15 protein-coding genes are annotated in these 20,499 nt (G+C 72.1%); 3 read left to right on the top strand and 12 right to left on the bottom strand.

Annotated features, from left to right (window positions below):
• Complete coding sequence (locus IE277_RS06030) at window positions 1-915, bottom strand: ABC transporter permease (RefSeq protein WP_189949089.1); 915 nt, start codon at window positions 913-915, stop codon at window positions 1-3.
• 202 nt (window positions 916-1,117) lie between these two features.
• On the opposite strand from IE277_RS06030, the gene IE277_RS06025 reads away from it, so the two are divergent.
• Window positions 1,118-1,744 carry a TetR/AcrR family transcriptional regulator gene (locus tag IE277_RS06025; protein ID WP_189949087.1) on the top strand — a complete coding sequence of 209 codons (627 nt, stop codon included), beginning with the start codon at window positions 1,118-1,120 and terminating at the stop codon, window positions 1,742-1,744.
• On the opposite strand, the gene IE277_RS06020 is transcribed toward IE277_RS06025, so the two are convergent.
• The 4 genes from IE277_RS06020 to IE277_RS06005 all read right to left on the bottom strand — a co-directional run bounded on the left by IE277_RS06020 (window position 1,731) and on the right by IE277_RS06005 (window position 6,809).
• Window positions 1,731-2,696, bottom strand: a complete 966-nt coding sequence (locus IE277_RS06020; protein ID WP_189949085.1) for an ADP-ribosylglycohydrolase family protein — start codon at window positions 2,694-2,696, stop codon at window positions 1,731-1,733. The two genes, IE277_RS06025 and IE277_RS06020, sit on opposite strands and share 14 nt — an antisense overlap.
• A 68-nt stretch (window positions 2,697-2,764) precedes the next feature.
• Window positions 2,765-3,745 (bottom strand): UDP-glucose 4-epimerase GalE, encoded by a 981-nt coding sequence (gene galE, locus IE277_RS06015; RefSeq protein WP_189949083.1) that lies wholly within the window; start codon window positions 3,743-3,745, stop codon window positions 2,765-2,767.
• 65 nt (window positions 3,746-3,810) lie between these two features.
• Window positions 3,811-5,496 carry a glycosyltransferase family A protein gene (locus IE277_RS06010; RefSeq protein WP_189949255.1) on the bottom strand — a complete coding sequence of 562 codons (1,686 nt, stop codon included), beginning with the start codon at window positions 5,494-5,496 and terminating at the stop codon, window positions 3,811-3,813.
• 44 nt (window positions 5,497-5,540) lie between these two features.
• Entirely contained in the window at window positions 5,541-6,809 is a 1,269-nt protein-coding gene (locus IE277_RS06005; protein ID WP_189949081.1) for a glycosyltransferase 87 family protein, read from the bottom strand.
• A gap of 241 nt (window positions 6,810-7,050) precedes the next feature.
• On the opposite strand from IE277_RS06005, the gene IE277_RS06000 reads away from it, so the two are divergent.
• Window positions 7,051-8,694 carry a glycosyltransferase family 39 protein gene (locus IE277_RS06000; RefSeq protein WP_189949253.1) on the top strand — a complete coding sequence of 548 codons (1,644 nt, stop codon included), beginning with the start codon at window positions 7,051-7,053 and terminating at the stop codon, window positions 8,692-8,694.
• Here IE277_RS06000 and IE277_RS05995 read toward each other — a convergent pair.
• A complete protein-coding gene (locus tag IE277_RS05995) occupies window positions 8,621-9,154 on the bottom strand; it encodes a MarR family winged helix-turn-helix transcriptional regulator (protein WP_189949079.1) in 534 nt (177 codons plus the stop codon). The two genes, IE277_RS06000 and IE277_RS05995, sit on opposite strands and share 74 nt — an antisense overlap.
• A 110-nt stretch (window positions 9,155-9,264) precedes the next feature.
• On the opposite strand from IE277_RS05995, the gene IE277_RS05990 reads away from it, so the two are divergent.
• Complete coding sequence (locus IE277_RS05990; RefSeq protein WP_189949078.1) at window positions 9,265-9,678, top strand: organic hydroperoxide resistance protein; 414 nt, start codon at window positions 9,265-9,267, stop codon at window positions 9,676-9,678.
• A gap of 80 nt (window positions 9,679-9,758) precedes the next feature.
• Here the strand turns inward: IE277_RS05990 and IE277_RS05985 are convergent, their stop codons facing one another.
• The 6 genes from IE277_RS05985 to IE277_RS05960 all read right to left on the bottom strand — a co-directional run bounded on the left by IE277_RS05985 (window position 9,759) and on the right by IE277_RS05960 (window position 20,349).
• Window positions 9,759-11,966, bottom strand: coding sequence for a bifunctional glycosyltransferase/CDP-glycerol:glycerophosphate glycerophosphotransferase (locus tag IE277_RS05985; protein ID WP_189949075.1), 2,208 nt, complete (start codon window positions 11,964-11,966; stop codon window positions 9,759-9,761).
• A gap of 6 nt (window positions 11,967-11,972) precedes the next feature.
• On the bottom strand, window positions 11,973-14,174 hold the full coding sequence (locus tag IE277_RS05980) for a bifunctional glycosyltransferase/CDP-glycerol:glycerophosphate glycerophosphotransferase (protein WP_189949074.1): 2,202 nt from the start codon (window positions 14,172-14,174) through the stop codon (window positions 11,973-11,975).
• A 137-nt stretch (window positions 14,175-14,311) separates the two neighbouring features.
• Window positions 14,312-16,549: a bifunctional glycosyltransferase/CDP-glycerol:glycerophosphate glycerophosphotransferase gene (locus IE277_RS05975; protein ID WP_189949072.1), complete on the bottom strand. Its 2,238-nt coding sequence runs from the start codon at window positions 16,547-16,549 to the stop codon at window positions 14,312-14,314.
• A 164-nt stretch (window positions 16,550-16,713) separates the two neighbouring features.
• On the bottom strand, window positions 16,714-17,622 hold the full coding sequence (locus tag IE277_RS05970) for a carbohydrate ABC transporter permease (protein WP_189949070.1): 909 nt from the start codon (window positions 17,620-17,622) through the stop codon (window positions 16,714-16,716).
• On the bottom strand, window positions 17,619-18,962 hold the full coding sequence (locus IE277_RS05965) for a carbohydrate ABC transporter permease (RefSeq protein ID WP_189949068.1): 1,344 nt from the start codon (window positions 18,960-18,962) through the stop codon (window positions 17,619-17,621). Before IE277_RS05965 ends, IE277_RS05970 begins: the two co-directional genes overlap by 4 nt.
• Before the next feature lie 7 nt (window positions 18,963-18,969).
• Window positions 18,970-20,349 (bottom strand): ABC transporter substrate-binding protein, encoded by a 1,380-nt coding sequence (locus IE277_RS05960; RefSeq protein WP_189949066.1) that lies wholly within the window; start codon window positions 20,347-20,349, stop codon window positions 18,970-18,972.
• Between the last annotated feature and the right edge of the window lie 150 nt (window positions 20,350-20,499).

The following is a 20,499-nucleotide window of genomic DNA, read 5'->3' as shown; positions in this document are numbered from 1 at the left end:
TCAGCCACGGCCGTACTTCTCCTCTGCCTTCCAGAAGTAGATGAAGCCGCCGATGCCGACGGCCAGGGCCCAGCCGGCGGCGACCAGCCACACGTGCGGGGGGAGCTGCTTGGAGTGGAAGCTGTCGATCAGCGCATAGCGCATGAGGTCGATGTAGACGGCGGCCGGGTTGTTCTCCAGCAGGACCAGGACGATGTGCGGCAGGTGGTCCTTCTTGGTGAGCTTGCCGATGCTCCACATCACGCCGGACACATACATCCAGGTGCGCAGGATGAACGGCATCAGCTGGGCGATGTCCGGGGTCTTGGCGCCCATCCGCGCCATGATCATGGCCATGCCCGCGTTGAACAGGAACTGCAGGATCAGCGCGGGGATGGCGAGCAGCCAGGACGCGGCGACCGGGATGCCGAAGCAGAGCAGGATGACGACCAGCGCGGTCATCGAGAACAGCAGCTGCTGGAGCTGCTGGAGACAGAAGGAGATCGGCAGGGCGGCGCGCGGGAAGTGCAGGGCGCGCACCAGGCCGAGGTTGCCGGAGATCGCCCGGGTGCCGACCTGGATCGAGCTCTGTGTGAACGTCCAGATGAACACGCCGGTGACCAGGAACGGGACGTAGTCCTTCACCCCGTGGCTGGTGCCGAGCAGCACGCCGAAGATGAAGTAGTAGACCGCCGCGTTCAGCAGCGGGGTCATGACCTGCCAGATCTGGCCGAGCTTGGCCTCGCTGTACTGCGCGGTGAGCTTGGCGGTGGCGAAGGCGGTGATGAAGTGGCGCCGGGCCCACAGCTGGCCGATGTACTCCGACAGGGAGGGGCGGGCGCCGCTCACCGTCAGGCCGTGCCGGGCGGCAAGCGCCGCGAGATCGTCGTCGGCCGGGGCCTGGGTGGGGGGCGGTGTGTCGAGGACCTGGCTCACATCCGCTGCTTTCGCTCGGGGGGAGGGGGATGCGCGTCCGGCTGGCCGCCGGGGCGCGGCACGGTCAGCCGTCCGACGTTTCCTTACGCTTCTCTTCACGTTCTCTTACGTCAGGACGGGACCGTATCGTCGCATCGTGAGCGTAGAACCAATCGACGTCGGAACGCAACCGTTTCGTCGTAACGCACCTATGCTGTGAGTCATGACGACGAACGCCGACGAGATCCCCAAGCGTGAACGCCGCAGGGCTCCTGCGGGAGCCGCCGTGCTCCGAGAGGACGTGACCGAAGCCATTCGCGCGGCGGTCTTCGAGGAACTCGCGGCGGTCGGCTACGCCCGGATGTCGATCGAGGGCATCGCGCGCCGGGCGGGGGTCGGCAAGACCGCGGTGTACCGGCGCTGGCGTTCCAAGCTGCACCTCGTCCTGGATGTCGTCTCGGCGATGGCGGTACTGGGCCTCCCGGTCCCCGACACCGGCTCCCTGGAGGGCGATCTGCGCCTGCTCTACGAGGTCACGTCCCGCGCCCTGCGCCACCCGGTCGCCTCGCAGATCATCCCCGACCTCCAGGCGGAGGCGGCCCGCAATCCCGATATCGCCGATGCCTTCCAGAAGGCCCTGCGGGACGGTCAGGAGGGCGTGGCCAGCAAGATCGTGGCGGCGGCGGAGGCGCGGGGCGAGGTCAGCGCGGGCATCGACCCCGACCTGGCCCTGGATCTGATCTCCGGCCCCCTGTACTGGCGCGCGGTGGTCATCCGCTCCCCCAAGCCGCCGAAGGGCTACCTGGAGAAACTGGCCCGGGCCACGGCGGGGGCGCTCAAGGCGCTGTGAGGGTACGGCCGGGCCCGTCGAGCAGTTGCCCGGCGAGACCCCGCAGATCCCGCGCGCCCAGCACGCGTGCGCCGAACCCCGGCAGCGGCACATGCAGCGGTTCGAGCCAGCGCCCCGGTATCGCCCCGGCCCCGTACACCGCTCCCGCCAGCGCCCCCGTGACCGCTGCCACCGTGTCCGTGTCGCCGCCGAGATCGACGGCGGCGCGCACGGCTTCCTCGTACGACGTGGTGGTCCGCAGCGCCCACACGGCCGAACCGAGACAGGGCCACACGGCGCCGTTGAACTCGGTGGCCCGGTCGGGGTGCCACTGGGGGGAGAGGACCGTTTCGTAGCGCGGCAGATGCCCGGGGTCGAGGGCGGCCAGCGTCGCCGGTACGGCGCTGAGCGGGTCGTCCCCGGTCAGGGCCACGCGGATCAGCTCGTGCAGCGCCGCCGTGCCCTCCCAGGCCGCGGGGTCGCCGTGGGTGAGGGCGGACAGCCGGCGGGCGGCGGTCATGGTGGACTCGCGGCCGTGCCGGGCGAAGTGCACCGCCGAGGGGGCCGCGCGCATCAGCGCGCCGTTGCCGGCGGCCCGTTGATTCATCCGGAAGTGGAGTGCGGCGGCCGTGTCCCAGGGGGCGCCACCGCTCAGGACGGCCTCCGTCTGGAGGCCGATGTCCTTCGGGCCGGCCGCCGCCCAGCGCTGGAAGCGCCGGAAGACGTCCGGCGGATCCAGACCGCGGCGCTCCAGCAGGGACTCGGCGGTCAGGACGGCCATCTGTGTGTCGTCGGTCGCCTCGCCCGGATCCCAGCCGCCGCCCCCGCACATCTCGCCGCCGTGTCCGGGACGGGGGAAACGGGCCGAGAAGGCGCCCTCGGGACCGAACTCGAAGGGCGCCCCGAGCGCGTCACCGACAGCGGAGCCGAGTACGGCGCCGACGGCGCGCTCGGTGCGAGAGGGACCGGTCATCCGCAGAGCGTACGACTCCGGCGGGGCCGGCGGCTGCGAGGGAGACCGGGGCCCGCCGGAGGCTGCGGCTATGAGCGGGCGGCTTCCGGGTGGTGGCGGAGCCAGCCCTCCCAGGCCGAGGTGATCATGTCCTGGACGTCGTACTTGGCCTGCCAGCCCAGTTCGGTGGCGATGCGGTCGGCCGAGGCGACGACACGCGCGGGGTCACCGGGGCGGCGCGGGGTGACGGTCGGCGCGCGGTCGTAGCCGGTGACCGCGTTGATGCGGTCGATCATCTCCCGCACCGACACACCCTCGCTGCGCCCGATGTTGAGGGTCAGGTCGGTGCCGGGGGCGGAGGCCAGGGCGCGGGCGACGGCCACATGGGCCTCGGCCAGGTCGACCACATGGATGTAGTCGCGCACACAGGTGCCGTCCGGCGTCGGGTAGTCGTCGCCGAAGATGCGCGGCGGCGCGCTCTCGGTGAGCTTCTCGAAGACCATCGGGATCAGGTTGAAGACGCCGGTGTCGGCCAGTTCCGGGGTCGCCGCGCCGGCCACGTTGAAGTAGCGCAGCGACGCGGTCGCGAGGCCGGTCGCCTTGCCCGTCGCCCGCACCAGCCATTCACCGGCCAGCTTCGTCTCGCCGTAAGGGGACATCGGGACGCAGGGGGTCTCCTCCGTCACCAGGTTGACGTCCGGCATGCCGTAGACCGCCGCCGAGGAGGAGAAGAGGAACGACGGGACCTCGGCCGCCGTGACCGCTTCCAGCAGGACCCGCAGGCCCTCCACGTTCTCCCGGTAGTAGTGCAGCGGGCGCTCCACCGACTCGCCCACCTGCTTCTTCGCCGCCAGGTGCACGACCCCGCTGATCTCGTGCTCGGCGAGCGTGCGGGCCACCCGGTCCGCGTCCAGGACGGAGCCCTGGACGAGCGGCACCTCCGCCGGCACGCGTTCTGCGACACCCGTGGACAGGTCGTCGTAGACGACCGTGCGTTCGCCCGCCTCGGTCATCGCCCGTACGACGTGTGCCCCGATGTATCCGGCACCGCCGGTGATCAGCCAGGTCATGTGCGGCCGTCTCCTCCTCAATTGCTCGATCGGCCCCCCGTGTGTCAGCGAAACGGAAGACGCTCTCAGTGAAGCAGGCGCCTGAGCCTGCCGCGCGCCACCTGCAGGACCCCGCGCACGCCGGTCGCCACCCGTACGGCGAGTGCGCCGGAGTGCGTGGCGTACGGCTGGATCAGGAGCACGCCGTGCCGGGCGCTCGGGACGGCGCTGCGGCGCAGCCGGCCGGCGCCCGTCAGCGCGTGCGCCGTGACGTCCCGCTCCGCGCCGTCCGCGAAGCGCACGGTCACCCGCAGATCCCAGGTGCCCGCGCCGAGCGCGCCGAGGCCGACGGGCAGTTCGGCCGACCAGCTCTCCGCGCCGGACTCCGCACCGCCGGGCGTCAGCGGAGCCGTCGTGTGCCCGCGCAGGTGCTCGTCGTCCCGGGACTGCCAGGCCACCTCCACCTCGCGCGGGTCCGCCTCGGTCACCCTGCCGTACAGGTCGTGCAGCCGCAGGAGCAGGCGTGAGGCACGCGCGCGTGGCTGCAGTTCCGCGTCGACGGCGAGCGGCAGGGCGGAGACCGGGCGGGTCATGAGCGGGGCGAGGGTGACCTGCGGAAGGTCCTCGGACCACACGGGGACGCCGTCGGGGGTGCGGGCGTAGGGCGGCAGCAGGCGCGCCGGGCGCGCGGCCAGTTCCCGCATGCGGGGCAGGTCGCGGGGCTCGGGCGACTCCAGGACGACCCGCGCGATCACCCGGCCGGGGGCGCAGGGGTTCAGCTCCCAGTCGGCGGCGTCGTAGTGCGCGAGGTGCTCCCGGGTGTGCGTCCACCACGCGCGCCGGTACTGCTCGTCACGCAACCCCAGCTCGCGCGTGTACATGCGCACCTCGTGGTCGAGGAACTTGGCCCGCACCGCCCGCGCCAGCTCCTTCTGCCCGGCGCCCAGCAGGATGTCATACGCCAGCGTGCACGCCTCGACGCGCGCCTTCCAGTTGTCGATGCGCTCCCGGTCCAGCGAGAGCGACAACTGCTCGGCGGACCGGCGCACATGCCACACATACACGCGGTCCGGTACGAGCGTGAAGCGCGGGCCGGCGGCCATCACGCGTGCGGTGAAGACGATGTCCTCGTAGAGGAAGCGGCCCTCGGGGAAGCGGATGCCGTGCTCGCGCAGGAAGTCGGTGCGGTACAGCTTGTTGACGCACAGCGTGTCGTGGACCAGGCGCGGGCGCTGGGCGGGGCGCGCGAGGACGGTGTGCGCCGTGTAGAGGGGCGCCTGCCAGGGCTGTTCGCGCCCCGAAGGCAGCTCCCGGCGCACGCACAGCCCGCTCGCGACCTCGGCGTGCGCCCCCGTGGCCGCCGCCAGCAGCGCGTCCACCGCACCGGGCGGCAGCACGTCGTCGCTGTCCAGGAACATCACGTACGGCGTCGTCAGCGCGTCGATGCCGGTGTTGCGTGGGGTGCCGCAGCCGCCGCTGTTCTCGCTCCGGCGCACCACGCGCAGCCGGGGCTCGGTGGCGGCCAGCTGCTCCAGCAGCTCGGCACTGCCGTCCGTGGAGCAGTCGTCCACGGCGACGACCTCGGCGACCGCGGGGCCCTGGGCCAGCGCAGAACGCACGGCATCGGCCACATGGGCGCGGTGGTTGTAGCTGATGACGACGACGCCGACCTGCGCCGCGCGCGGCGACTCGGCGGTGCCTGTTCTCTCGACGGCACCCGCCGGCTCGGCGGTGCCTGTTGTATCGGGGGCGTCGGACGGGTCTGGTCGCATCGGATCCACGGGCCGGGAGCGTAGAAATATTCGGTAATAGCCCGTTAAGAGACGCTCAGGGCTCGTTCCGGAAGACGATCGGAATCGGGTTGAGGTTCCCTTGTTTTCATAGTCTTTTCATTCGGTCGTGATGTGCGCCACAGACGGACGAAAGACAGTACGGCGGCGGCTGCCAGGATCCCATTGCGAGCCAGCATCAGCACACAGCCCGCCCAGGTGCCGTCGATCACGTCGCCGTAGCGCATCGGGAACACCAGTGTGCTCAGCGCGGTCGCCGCCAGGACCAGCGCCGCGACCGGCCGCTGGCTTGTGTGCCGCGAGGTCAGGCACACCGCGGCGAGCCCGACCAGCCAGATCATGTACTGCGGGCTGATCACCCGGCTGGTGACCGTGAACAGCAGCACCGCGCACAGCGCCGCGTCGAACGGCGTGGCCTCGCTCCAGCACCGCGCCCGCGCCCGCCACAGCACCAGCAGCGCGAAGGACAGCGCCGTCAGCGCCAGCGAGGCGGTGGCGACGGCGCGCACGTACGGGCCGACCATCTCGACGGCGCCGAACTGGTAGCGGGCCTGGCCCGGCCAGCCCAGGTGCCGCGCCAGGTTCAGCGCCGTACCGCCGAGCGACTCGATCTGCACCCCGCGTCCGCCCTGCTCCCGCAGAAAGGACAGCGGATGGCGGAACGGCACCGCGAAGAGGGCGAACGAGACGGTCCCGGCGGCCGCCGCCCACGCCCACGTCCCGCGTGTCTGCCGTCCCCGGGGCGTGCCCAGCAGCACCAGCGCCGGCCACACCTTCACCAGCGCGCCCAGCGCCGCGAACACACCGCCCGCGCGCGGGGAGCGGCCGAGCGCCAGCAGGGAGAGCACGGCCAGGGCGGTGACCTGGACGTCGTAGCGGGCGAGCGGGAGCTGCAGCAGCAGCGGCAGACCGCCCGTCCACAGGGCCGCGCCGAGCAGGCTGCGGCCGGCCCGGCTGCCCGCGCGGGTCAGGGCCGTCGTGACCAGCGCGTCCACGGCCAGCGTGAGAGCCACGAACGCCTGAAAGTAGGTCAACCAGGGCAGCAGGCCCGGCGCCAGCAGCACCGCGCCCGCGCCCGGCGGGTACTGCCACAGGGTGTCGTGCGTCGGGAACGAGCCGTGCGCGAGGACGCCGTACCAGTGGAAGTACAGCCGCCACACCTCACGGCTCACCGAACCCCCGCCCAGCACCGGGGCGCTGTCGTGGACGAGCAGCCACAGCATCAGGCCGCGCGTGGTGAGCCACAGGGCGGCGAGGGCGTGCACCGGACCGGAAGTGACACGGAGACGGTTCATCGCGTGGGAGCCTAAGCCGCGCGGATGGTGTATCCCTTCCGATACGCCGTCATGACAGCTAAAAGGTTGGTTAATCGTAAAAGAACGGGCCGTGGTGAACGTCGGGCTTCCTCTGAAACCGCAGTCGCGCCGGGCGGCTGCAGCACCAGTCTTCGGGCCGGCCGGCGGTGCGACGCGCCTGCCGGAGGACCGGCGGGCCCGGATACGCCGCCGGGCCGCCGTCGGCGTGCCCGCGCTGGTGATGCTGGGGATCGGGCTCTGGGGGCTCGACCGGGGCGGGATGTGGCGCGACGAGGCCGTCAGCTTCCAGGCCGGGCGGCGCACGGTGCCGCAGATCTGGCTGCTGCTGCACGACGTGGACGCCGTGCACGGTCTGTACTACCTCCTCGTGCACACCGTCCTCGCCGTCCACCCCGGCGAGGTCGTCTTACGGCTGCCGTCGGTGTGCGCGGCGGCGGTGACGGCCGCGCTGGTGGCGGCGCTCGGCACCCGGCTGCTGCGGCCGCGCGTCGGGCTGTGGGCCGGGCTGCTCTACGCCGTCGTGCCGATGGCCGGGCACTATGCGCAGGAGGGCCGCTCGTACGCCCTGGTGGCCGCCGGTGCCACCGGCGCGACGCTGCTGTTCGTGCGGGCGGCGCGGGGGGACGGCCGGGGCGGCTGGTGGCCGTACGGCCTGGTCCTCGGCCTGACCTGCTGGTTGCACGAGTTCGCGGTGCTGCTGCTGTGCGCCCATGGGGCCTCGCTTGCGCTGGCCCGGGCCGGGGCGCGGGTGTGGCGGCGCTGGGCGTGTGCGGCGGGCGCGGTCGGGCTCTCGCTGCTGCCGATGGCGCTCGTGTCGCGGGGGCAGTCGGCGCAGGTGGCATGGCTGCGCAGGCCTACGGCGGATACGGCGCAGGGGCTGCTGCGGGCGTTTCTCGGGCCCGCGGACGGGGTGTACTGGGTGTGCCTGGGGCTCGCCCTGGCCGGGCTGGTGGGGTCGGCGGGCCTGGTGGGGCGGCGGGGGGACATCACCCTTGCGGGGGTGGCCCTGCCGTTGACCGTGGTCCCCCCTGCGGTGCTGATGCTGGTGTCCCAGGCGTCGCCGCTGTATGTCGACCGGTATGTGCTGTACGCGTTGAGCGGGGCGCCGCTGTTGGTGGCGGCGGGGGCCGAGCGGGTGGCGGGGTCGGTGGGACGGGCGGGGCGGCTGTGTGCCGACCGGGTGGGGGAAAGACGTCGCTCGCCGCAGCGTCCCTCGGTGCCACAGCGTCTTTCGGTCCGGCAGCGTCTCTCGGTGCTCCGGCGTCTTTCGGTGCTCCGGCGTCTCTCGGTGTCGGGGCCCTCTCTCCGCACCCTCGCCGGTGTGTTCGCCATCGTCCTCGCCCTGCTTGAGCAGCTCCCCCTGCTGCGTGCCGACCGTGACCCGGCGACGCGGGCCGATGATCTGGGGGCCGTCTCCCGGGTGGTGGCGCGGGAGACGGGGCCGGGCGACCCGGTGCTGTTCCTGCCCGGCGATGCGCGCAACGCGGCCCTCGCCTATCCACGGGCGTTCCGTGGGGTGCGGGACGTGGCGCTGGTCGAGGGGGCCGCCGAGTCGGGGACCCTGTACGGGCGGGAGGCCGGGCCGGCCGAGATGCGGCGCAGGCTGGGGCGGCTGGACCGGGTGTGGGTCGTCGCGGACCACGATCTGCTCACCGGGCGCTGGAGCCCGCGCAAGCCCGCCGAGCTGACCAAACTGGCCGTGCTGAAACGCGACTTCACCGGGCAGAAGGAGATCCTCCGGGACGGCACGGCCGTCCGGCTGTACGTCCGCAACCCCCTGCCCGTGCCGGCTATCCCGCCTCGCGCTCCGCTGCCGCCTCGCGCTCCGCTTCCGTCAGGGCCGCCGCGTCCAGTGCGGTCGTGAGCTGGTCGAGGCGTTCGCGCAGGTCGGTGATCTCCGCCAGGTCGAAGCCGGTCGCGCCCATGATGCGGCGCGGCACCCGAAGGGCCCGCTCGCGCAGCGCCGCGCCCTCCTCGGTGAGCCGGACCTGTACCGAGCGCTCGTCCCGCGCGCTGCGCTCCCGGCGTACCAGGCCCGCCGCCTCCAGCCGCTTGACCAGGGGGGACAGCGTGCCGGAGTCGAGCCGCAGATGCTCGCCGAGCGTCTTGACCGGCACGTCGCCGTATTCCCACAGCACCAGCATCACCAGGTACTGCGGGTAGGTGAGCCCGAGGTCCTTGAGGATCACGCGGTAGACGCCGTTGAAGGCGCGGGACGCGGCGTGCAGGGAGAAACAGATCTGGCGGTCCAGGCGGAGCCAGTCCGTGTCGGCGGGGGAGGAGGCGGTGGAAGGGGCGGAGGGGGTGGAGGACGAGGCGGTCATGGTTCCAGGGTAGCTCCAGTAGCCCATTTAATTGTGCACAACTGAATTGTGTGCTCTACTTGTACTCGCAACGGACACCGCATCGAGATCAGCGAGAAGGACGGGTCACCATGGACGCGATCTACACCGCAGTCGCCACCGCCACGCACGGCCGGGACGGTCGTGCCGTCTCCTCCGACGGCAAGATCGACCTGAAGCTGGCCCCGCCGGTGGAGCTGGGCGGCAACGGCCAGGGCACCAACCCCGAGCAGCTCTTCGCCGCCGGTTACGCCGCCTGCTTCGGCAGCGCCCTCGGCCTCGTCGGCAGGCAGGCGAAGGTCGACGTCACCGAGGCCGCGGTGACTGCTGAGGTCGGCATCGGCAAGCAGGGCGAGGGCTTCGGCCTGAAGGTGACGCTGCGCGTCGAGCTGCCCGACACCGTGGACGAGGAGACCGGCCGCAAGCTGGTCGAGACCGCCCACCAGGTCTGCCCCTACTCCAACGCCACCCGCGGCAACGTCGACGTCGACCTCGTCATCGAGTAACCGTCGAGCGGCCCACCCGGGTGCCGGTCCCCGTCCGCGGGACCGGCACCCTCGCGTATGCGCCCCGAGGCCCTGTCGGCCTACGCCGACGTCAGCGCGTCCCGTCCCGCGGGCTGCCCCGGGATCCGCAGCGCGGCGGGCTCCGGCATGGGTTCGCCCAGCAGCAGCGTCCGTACGACGCGCTCGGCGGCCCGGCCGTCGTCGAACTCGCAGTACCGGGCCCGGAAGTCCGCCCGCAGCAGCGCCGACTCCTCGTCCCGCCAGCACCCCGAGGCGAACAGCCAGGCCAGCTCGCGGTAGGAGCGGGCGACATGGCCCGGCGGCTCGGCGGTGATGTCGACGTAGGCGCCCCGGCTCGCGGAGAACGCGGGCCAGTCGTCGGCGTGCAGCACGATCGGCCGGTCCAGGTTGGCGTAGTCGAACATGACCGACGAGTAGTCGGTGACCAGGACGTCCGCCGCGAGCAGCACGTCCGTGAGGCGCGGCTCGTCGGTGGCGTCGATCACGATGCCGCGCCGCGCCAGCTCCGCGAGGCCCGCCCCGCGCGCCGGACCGTTCGCCAGCGACGGATGCAGCCGGACCACCAGGGTGCGGCCCTCGCCCAGGTCGGCCGCGAACCGGGCGAGGTCGATCCGCTCGACGTGCCCGACCCGCCGGTAGTCCCGGCGGGTCGGCGCGTACAGCACGACGGTGTGGCCGGCCGGGATGCCGTGCCGCTCGCGGAAGTCGCTCGGGCCGCCGTTCACCAGCACGTCGTTGCGCGGGCTGCCGGTGCGCAGCGAGGTGAAGTGACAGGGATAGGCCCGCTCCCAGGCCAGCTCGGCGTGGCGGCTCGCGACCAGGCTGTAGTCCCAGCGGTCGGCCCGGCGCAGCATCTGCGGCACGTCGAAGCCGAGCCGGGCGCCCGGCTTGTCCAGCAGATCGGCGCCCAGGTACTTCAGCGGGGTGCCCTGGTGGGTGTGGATGTGCACGCTGCCGGGCCGCTTGGCCAGCGCGCCGGGCCAGTTGACGTCGTTGACGAAGAACTTCGCCCGCGCGGCGACCTCCAGATAGCGCCGGGAGCCCACGATCACATGCTCCACGTCCGGCGGCAGGAGAGCCGCGGTCTCCTCGTCCCGCACCGCCCACACCCCGTGCAGCAGCGGGGCGATCTCCCGGGCCGTGGCGTAGACGGCCGCCGGGTCGCCCAGCATGCCGCGGTGCGAGGACGCCGAGTAGAGGACCAGGCGCGGGTCCAGCGGGCGCAGTGCGTGCAGGGACGCCCAGCCGGCGCGGGCCCGCGCGGCGGCCGCGTCGCGGACCAGGCCGGCCCGCCGCGCCGCCTCCTGCCCGGCCCGCGCCGTCTGCCGCCGGATCCGGTACGCCGTCCAGGAGCCCTCCAGCGCGCCGGTCCCACCGTCGACGACGGCTCCCTCGGGCCGGTGCGCGCGGAACATCTGTGCCGTACGCCGGAAGAACTCGGCCTTGTCGCGGGGCGGCAGCCGGTCCGGCTTGGCCAGGATGTCCAGGCAGTGCTCGCCCATCTTGCGGTGCAGATACGGCCGCCAGTGCGCCAGCCCGGGGCGCTGTTCGACGAACGCGAAGACCCGCTCGTACTGGTCGTGGACGTCGAAGTGCTTGGCGCTGGTCGTGGACAGGATGTTGCCCTGCCGGCGCTGCCGGTAGTTCAGACAGATCCGGTCCAGCACGGCGATCCGCCGGGCGCTGAGCATGACCGGGAAGGTCCAGGGGGTGTCCTCGTAGTAGCCGGGCGGGAAGGAGAAGCCCTCCGCCGCGACGAACGCGCGCCGGTAGACCTTGTTCCACACCACCATCAGCAGATCCAGGATCTTCGGGTACTGCGCGGCGGTGAAGGTGTCCGCCCCGGCCTCGGCGAGGATCTCGGCCAGGACATTGCGCCGGGTGCCGCCCCACCAGTAGGTGCGCGCGTAGTCGAAGACCAGCACATCCGGGTCCGCGGCCTCGGCCAGCCGGTCGGCGACGGCCCTGAGCGCGCCCGGGGTGAGCGTGTCGTCGCTGTCCATGAAGAACAGATAGTCGCCGGTGGCGAGCGCCAGACCCGCGTTGCGGGCCCGGCCGAGGCCCACGTTCTCCGGCAGGTGCAGCACCGTCACCCGCGGGTCGCGCCCCGCGTACTCGTCGAGGATCGCGCCGCAGCCGTCCGGGGAGCGGTCGTCGACGGCGATCAGCTCGAAGTCGCCGTAGGACTGCGACAGCACCGAGTCCAGGCACTCGCGCAGAAAGCCCTGCACCTTGAAACAGGGCACGATCACACTGAAGCGGGGCACGGCGGGTCAGCTCCTTGCGAGGGTCGCGGCGGCGGGGGCGGGGACGCGGTCCGCGAGCGGGATCACGGGGGGCAGCGCCTCCGGCGGCTCGCCCAGCAGCACCCGCCGTACGACGCGCTCGGCGGCCCGCCCGTCGTCGAACGCGCAGAACCGCTCCCGGAACGCGGCTCGCAGCGCCGCGGCCCCGGCGTCCGCGTAGGAGCCGTCGCGAAAGAGCGCGGCCAGTTCTTCGGGCGTGCGCGCGATGTGGCCGGGCGGCTCGGCCGTCAGGTCGAAGTAGACGCCGCGTGTCTCCCGGTAGACGTCCCAGTCGTCGGCGTACACGACGATCGGCCGGTCCAGGTTGGCGTAGTCGAACATGATCGACGAATAGTCGGTGACCAGCGCGTCCGAGGCCAGGCAGACGTCCTCCGAGGAGCGGTGCGCGGTGACGTCGATGATGCGGTCCGAGCCCAGGGCGCGGCCCCGGTCGTAGAAGTAGTGGGCACGCAGCAGGACGACGATGTCCTCGCCGGCCGCCGCGCAGAACGCCTCCAGGTCCAGGCCGGGCTCGAAGCCGGTGTGGTGGTCGCGGTGGGTCGGCGCGTACAGCACCGCCGTCGCGCCTTCCGGGACGCCCAGCTCGCGCCGGACGCGGGCCACATCCTCGCCGGTCGCCGTGCAGTAGACGTCGTTGCGCGGATAGCCGTACTCCAGGTGCTCGTAGGAGCCGGGGTAGGCCCGCTCCCACATCTGGGTGGAGTGCCGGTTGGCGGAGAGGTTGAAGTCCCAGCGGTCGACGCGGCCCAGCAGCTTGGTGAAGCTGCCCGAGCGGGCGGCCACCACCGGGTACGTCGACTGGTCCACGCCCATCGTCTTCAGCGGGGTGCCGTGCTGGGTCTGCAGATGCACACTGCCGGGCCGCTTGACGATCCCCTCGGCGAAGTTGGCGTTGTTGACCAGGTAGGTCGCGCGGGCCAGCACGTTCCAGTAGCGGCGGGAGCCGATCACCGCGTAGTCCACGTCCTGCGGCATCGCGTGCGCCTGGTCCGCCTCGACCAGGAACACCGAGCGGATGTGCGGGGCGAGTTCGCGGGCCTTGGCGTGGATCGCGGCCGGGTTGCAGGCGTAGCCCCGGCCCCAGTACGCGCAGTACACGGCCAGCCGGGGGTCGAGCGGGCGGCGCAGGTCGCGGGCGTAGCGCAGCCGGGTGCGCAGCATGCGCGGGCGCGGCAGCCGCTCGGCGGCCCGGACGGTCACCTGGTTGGCGCCGCGCAGCGCGCGGAAGGCGGTGTACGCGCCCGCCGCCAGCAGCCGGTGCTGCACCCCCAGGCTGCCACCGGGCGCCCGGTACCCGGCCGGCCGGTGGCGCCGGTAGAGGCCGGCCGCGCGGCGGAAGAACGCCCGGTGCCCGGACGGCAGCCGCTCCGGCCGCGAGGCCGTCTTCAGCACCTGCGTGAACAGCTGCTCGAACAGCGCCCGGAACCGCTCGGCGGACAGCGCGCCCCCGGCGGCCCGGGTCAGCACCAGGTCCACCTGGTCGAGCAGGGCGTGCTGGTGCGGCCCCGGCAGATTGAGCCGGCTGCCCTGCCGGCGCAGCCGGTGCCGTACGACGACCCGGCGCAGCACCGCGATCCGGCCGGCCGCGACCGTGGTCAGCCCGCCCCAGCCGAGGTCGGTGAAGTGGCTGTCGGGGAAGGCGAGTTCCTGCTCGACGAGGAAGGAGCGGCGGTAGACCGCGCTCCAGGCCGGGAACGGGACGCCGGTCAGTTCCGGCAGCTCGGCCGGGGCGAAGGAGCCCGTGGGGGCCTTCGCCAGCAGCGGGGCCGCCGGGTTGCCCGGCTCGCCCTCCCACCAGGGGGCGCGCTCGTGCTCGACGTAGAGCACGTCCACGGCGCCGGTCTCGGCGAGGCGGGCGTCCAGCGCCGCGAGCGCACCCGGCAGCAGCAGGTCGTCGCCGTCGAGGAACAGCACATACGCGCCGGTCGCCGCCCGCAGCCCGGCGTTGCGCGCCCCGCCCAGCCCGGCGGACGGCGGTGAGTCGACCGGGGTCACCCGGCAGTCCCGCTCGGCGTGTCCGGCGGCCACCTCGCCGGCCGGGGCGTCGGGGGCGTCGCAGACCGGGATCAGCTGCAGATCGCCGAAGGACTGGCCGAGAACCGAGTCCAGCGCCTGGGACAGCCGGCCGGCGACCCCATGGGAGGGGACGATGATGCTGAAGCGGGGCATTCTGTTCTTTCCGTTGTCTCGCGGACCCGGCCGGGCACACGGCCGGGTCGCCCTGCCGGACGCCAGGTGGACGGCCGGCTCGGGGTGGGCCGCGTCGAGCCGAGGAGCAGGGGAACTCCCGAGGGGATCAACGGTGGTCAACGCCTCTCGGTGACGGGGAGGGAACCGGAAGGTTGCGGCACGGTGGCCAAGGGGGAGTGCTCGCAGGCCGACGGCACCGGCTTGCGCTCCGCGACCGGCACCACCGACGGCAGCCCCTGCTCACCGAGGACCAGATGCCGTACGACCCGCTCGGCGGCGCGTCCGTCGTCGTACGGGCAGAAACGCTCCCGGAACGCCGCCCGCAGCTGGGCCGAGCGGGAGCCGCGCCAGTGGCCGGTCGCGAAGATGTCGATCAGCTCGTCCTCGGTGCGCGCGACCGCGCCCGGCGGGAAGGCCCGCAGGTCGAAGTAGGTGCCGCGGGAGGCACGGTAGGCCTGCCAGTCGTTGCAGTGCACCACGATCGGCCGGTCCAGGTTGACGTAGTCGAACATGATCGACGAGTAGTCGGTGAGCAGCGCGTCCGAGGCCAGACACAGGGATGCGACGCTCGGGTGGCCGCCGACGTCGATGACCCGGTTGCCCGTGCCGAGCGGGCCGCCGTGCACGGGGTGCGGGCGGGCCAGGATCACAAAGCGCGGGCCGAGGCTGCGTGCGATCCGTTCCAGGTCCAGCAGCGGGCGCTGGGTGCGCACATGGTCGCGGAAGGTCGGCGCGTACAGGATCGCGACCGCGCCCTCGGGGATCCCCAGCGACTCACGCAGCCGGGCCACGTCCGCCGAGGTCGCGCGCTGGAAGAGGTCGTTGCGCGGGGCGCCGTACTCCAGCGTCGTGTAGCGGCCCGGGAAGACCCGCTCCCACACGAGCGTGGAGTGCTGGTTGCCGGACAGGACGACGTCCCACTGGTCGACGCCGCGCAGCATATGGGCGAAGTCGGTGCCGCCGGCCGCCGCGGGCCGCTCCTGCAGATCCAGGCCCATGTGCTTGAGCGGGGTGCCCTGCCGGGTCTGGATCATCACCTGTCCGCGCCGCTTGCGCAGCCGCCGCTCCAGTACGTCGTCGGTGACCAGGTACTTGGAGCGGGCCAGCGCCGTGAAGTAGGCGGCGGTGCCGGGCCGCAGCCGGTGCGGGCCGGGCGGGACCGTGTGCCGGTGCTCGTCGCGGGCGATCCACGCGGTCCGCACCTGCGGGGCATGGGTGCGGAACGCCTCCTCCAGGGCGCCCGGATCCCCGCTGTGGCCGCGGCCCGCCCCGGAGGCGAACACCGCCCGGTCGGCGCGGACGGGCAGCCGCAGCTGGATCCGGTAGTGCAGCCGCAGCGCGCCGGCGCGCACCGCGCGCGCCAGCTTCACCATCGCCTTCAGGGTGCGCCGGCGCACGGCCGAGGACAGCTGGAGCGCCCGGAACGTGCGGTGCAGACCGAAGCGGACCAGGGCGTGCCGCAGCCGCAGCCGGGCCCCCGGCACCCGATGGCGGCGGCAGTGGGCGCGGGCCCGGCGCAGGAACTCGCCGTGCGTCCCGCGCGGCAGCCGGCCCCGCCTGGCGAACACCGTCGCGAAGTGGTCGACCATGCGACGGCACAACTCCGGCCGCCAGCGCGCCAGTTCGGGATGGTCCTCGACATACGCGAACACCCGGTCGTACTGCTCGAACACATCGAAGTGCTTATGGCTGACGGTGCCGAGGATGCTGCCCTGGCGGCGCTGCCGGTAGAGCACGCACACCCGGTCCAGGGTGGCGATCGACCCCGCCGTCATCAGCACCGGGAAGGTCCAGGGGGTGTCCTCGTAGTAGCCCGGCGGGAAGGCGAAGCCCTGCTCCTGGACGAACTCCCGCCGGTAGGCCTTGTTCCAGGCCACCATCAGCACGCCGAGCAGCCCCGGCCGGTCCTCCAGCCGGAACGCCGCCGGGCCCTGCTCGACGAGCTGGGCGGCGAGCTGGTTGCGCACCTGGCGGCCGTCCCAGTACGTGCGCGCGTAGTCGTACACCAGGACGTCCGGCTCGCCGCACTCCTTGATCCGGTCGGCCACGGCCCGCAGCGCGTCCGGGGTGAGGGTGTCGTCGCTGTCCAGGAAGACGAGGTAGTCGCCGCTCGCCTCGGCCATCCCCGCGTTCCGGGCCCGGCCGAGCCCCTGGTTCTCGCGCAGGTGCACGGCGCGCACCCGCGCGTCACGGGCGGCGTACTCGTCGATGATCGCGCCGCAGGCATCCGGTGAGCAGTCGTCCACCGCGATCAGTTCCAGATCGGGATACGACTGCGACAGCACCGAGTCCAGGCACTCGGAGAGATACGCCTGGACCTGGTACGCGGGGACAATGACACTGAACCTGGGCAAGGGACATCCATGGGTCGTCGGTCGGCGCGGGGGCTTTGACCGGAAACGGCCGATGGAGTGAATCGGTTACGGTTTCGTACGGCATGTGGGGGACAAGGGGTGTTGGGCGCGCCGCGGGACACCCCCCGCCCGTTCGCCGGATCGGGGGGTGTCCCGGTGTGCGGCTACTTGACCGCGCCGGCCATCACCCCGGACACGAACTGCCGTTGGAACGCGAAGAACACGGCCAGCGGGATCACCATGGAGATGAACGCGCCGGGCGCCAGCACATCGATGTTGTTGCCGAACTGCCGTACCTGCGTCTGCAGGGCGACCGTGATCGGCTGGGTGCCCGACTTGGTGAACACCAGCGCGACCAGCATGTCGTTCCACACCCACAGGAACTGGAAGATGCCGAGGCTCGCGATCGCCGGCCCGCCGAGCGGCATCACCACCCGTGCGAACAGCCGCAGTTCACCGGCGCCGTCGAGGCGGGCCGCCTCCAGCAGCTCACGCGGGATCTCCGCGAAGAAGTTCCGCAGCAGGAACACCGCGAACGGCAGACCGAAGCCGGTGTGGAACAGGATCACGCCGAGGATGGTCCCGAACAGGCCGATCCTCCCGAACAGTTCGGCGATCGGGATCAGCGCCACCTGAACCGGCACCACCAGCAGACTCACCACACCCAGGAACCACCAGTCCCGGCCCGGGAACTCCATCCAGGCGAAGGCGTAGCCCGCGAGCGCGCCGATCACGACCACCAGCAGCGTCGCCGGGACCGTGATCAGCACCGTGTTCAGCAGGGAGTGGGTGATGTCGCCGTTCTCCAGCAGCTTGTGGTAGCTGTCGAAGGTGAGCTGGGACGGCTTGGTGAACACCTGCCACCAGCCGCTCGCGCTCATGTCCTCGGGCGCGCGCAGCGAGGAGATGAGCAGACCGATCGTCGGCACCAGCCAGAACAGGCCCACGACGATCAGGAACACCCGGACCAGACCGCCGCTCAGCCGCTCGGCGATCTTCGAGCCGAGGGACTGCCGCGCCCTCACCGTCCGGGCCGGTCCGCCCTCCGTGATGCTTCCGGCGGTCGCCGTCATCGCCGCACCTCCCGCCTGAGCCGACGGATGTTGAACGCCATCACCGGGATCACCAGCACCAGCAGCAGCACCGCGATCGCGCTCGCGACGCCCGGCCGGCCCTCCGCGAAGCCCTTGCGGTACAGCTCCAGGGCGAGCACGTTCGCATCGTCCTGGGAGGAGCCCGGCGCGATGATGTAGACGAGGTCGAACACCTTCAGCACATTGATCATCAGCGTGACGGTGACCACCGCGAGCACCGGTGCGAGCAGCGGCACGGTGACCTTGCGGAACACCTGCCACTCGGTGGCGCCGTCCACCCGCGCCGCCTCCAGCAGCTCCCGGGGCACACCCGCGAGCCCCGCCGCGATCAGCACCATCGCGAAGCCCGCCCACATCCATACATACGCCCCGATGATCGCCGGGGTGACCAGCGCCGGGCCGAGCCACTCGACCCCGTTGTACGGCTCCTTGAAGTTGCCGGCCGGAAGCCACAGCCGGGCCCCGTCGGCGGACGCCGGCAGTGTGAAGGTGCCGTCACCGGCCGCCGTGGTGGCGGCGACGACCTTGCCGTCCTTCACCGCCTCGATCCGCATCCCGGCATAGCCCAGCTCGGAGGGATCGGGTGCGCCGAGCCGTCCCACGCCCTTGCCGCGCGTGAAGTCCTGCCAGGTGGTGCCGGTGACCTTCCCCGGCTCCGGCCTGGCGGTGACGGCCTTCTTCGCGCCGCCGGGCAGCTGGTCGGGCGCGACACCGACGAGCGGAAGCGCGACGGGCCGCCCGGCGTGGACGGTGGCCCTGGTGAGGAAGCCGCCGTTCTGCGCGACGAGCGGCGACTCGCGGCCCGGGTGGGCGTTCGGGAACGCCGACGACTGCGCGAAGGTGTCGTGCACCCCCACCCACACCGCGTTGGCGACGCCCTTGTGCGGATCCTGGTCGTACACCAGCCGGAAGATGATCCCGGCCGCCAGCATCGAGATCGCCATCGGCATGAAGACGACCAGCTTGAACGCCGTTCCCCAGCGCACCCGTTCGGTCAGCACCGCGAAGACGAGCCCGAGCGCGGTGGACACCGTCGGCGCGAACACCACCCAGATGATGTTGTTCTTCAGGGCGGTGCGGATGCCGTCGTCCGTGAAGAGGGTCTTGTAGTTGTCGGCGCCCGCGAAACCGTCACCGGAGTTGTCGTAGAAGCTGCGGACGAGCGAGTACCCGATCGGGTAGACCACGAGCGCGCCGAGCAGCACCAGGGCGGGCAGCAGGAACAGCGCTGCCACGGCCTTGCGGGTGCCGGTCACGCTCCTGCGAGCGCGGGGTGCGGCCGGACCCGGTGGGGCCCCGGCCGCCGCTGCCGACGCCATCGCCGGCTCAGCTCCCGCTTCCGTACGCCGCCGCCGCGTCCTTCTCCAGCTTCGCCTGGGCGCCCGCCACGTCCGCCGGGTTCTTCAGGAAGTCCTGCAGGTCCTTCCACTCGCCCTTGCCCGGGGTGCCGCCGAAGGCCTGCGGGGCCTGGTCGGACATGTCGAAGCGGAAGTCGTCACCGGACGCGATCAGCGCCTTGGCGATCTTCTGCTGCACCGCGTTCGGGTACGCCGAGACCGGCACGTTCCTGTTCGGCGAGAGATAGCCGCCGAGCTTCGCCTGGATCGTCGCCGCGTCCGGGGAGGCGAGGAAGGTGGCCAGGGCCTGCGCCGCCTTGGAGTCCTTCAGGATCACCGCCGCGTCACCGCCGGAGACCACGGGCGCGGCGGAACCCACGGCCGGGAACGGGAACACCTTCGCGTCCGTGCCCACCTTCGCCTTGGTCTCACCGATGTTGACCTGCACGAAGTCGCCCTCGTAGACCATCGCGGCCTTCGGCTGGTCGCCGCCGGTGAAGGTCTGGGTGACCGAGGCCGGGAACTCCGTCTGCAGCGCGCCGTCCTGACCACCCGCCAGATAGTCCTTCTTGCCCCAGATCTGCGCGAGTGTCGTGAGGGCCTGCTTGACCGAGGGATCCGTCCACTTGATCTTGTGCTGGGCGAGCTGGTCGTACTTCTCGGGCCCCGCCTGGGACAGATACACGTTCTCGAACCAGTCCGTCAGCGGCCAGCCGTCGGCGCCCGGCACCGAGAACGGGGTGACCCCGGAGTCGTACACCGCCCGCGCCGCGGTCAGCAGGTCCTGCCAGGTCTTCGGCTCCTTGGCGCCCGCGTTCTCGAAGACCTTGGCGTTGTACCAGATCAGCGACTTGTTGGCGGCCTTGTAGTAGACGCCGTACGGCGTGCCGCCGACCGTGCCGATGTCCTGCCAGCCCTGCGAGTAGTTCTTCCGCAGTTCCTTCAGGGCGTCCGGGCCGAGCGGCTTGGCCCACTTGTTCTGCACGGCCTGTTTGATCGCGCCGGGCTGCGGCAGCATGGCCACGTCCGGCGGCTGGCCGCCAGCGATCTTCGAACCGAGGAAGTTGATGATCGGGTCCTGGGCGGGCACGAAGGTGACGGTCGCGCCCGTGCGCTTCTCGAACTCGGCGAGGACCTTCTTGAAGTTGGCCTGCTCGGCGCCGGTCCAGACGGCGGCCACCTCCAGATGGGCGCCGTTCAGCTTCGGCAGGGAGACGGTGGAGGCGCTCGGGGTCTGCTCCCCGCCGCCCTTGTCCTTGTCCTTGTCACCGCTGCCGGAGCAGGCGGTGAGCGCGAGGGCTCCCGCGAGCAGCGCGGCGAGTGGGGTGAGGGTCCTGTGTGTCCGGATGGTGCTGCTCCTGCTGCGCATCACTTCCCCGTTCGTCGTTCTCCGTTGAACGTCGTCTGAACGTCGTCGAGCCTCAGAACTCTTCTCTTGTGCGCTCCGGTGTACGCCGGGCCGCTCAAGGCGGGCAAGAGCGCCTGCGGTGTCCGGCGGCTCATCGTGACCGGCTCGTGA

Origin of the sequence: Streptomyces alanosinicus (genome assembly GCF_014650595.1) — a bacterium.
Classification (GTDB): Bacteria; Actinomycetota; Actinomycetes; order Streptomycetales; family Streptomycetaceae; genus Streptomyces; species Streptomyces alanosinicus.
Note: the sequence above shows the minus strand (reverse complement) of the source record. Positions and strands in the feature narration are given on the sequence as shown.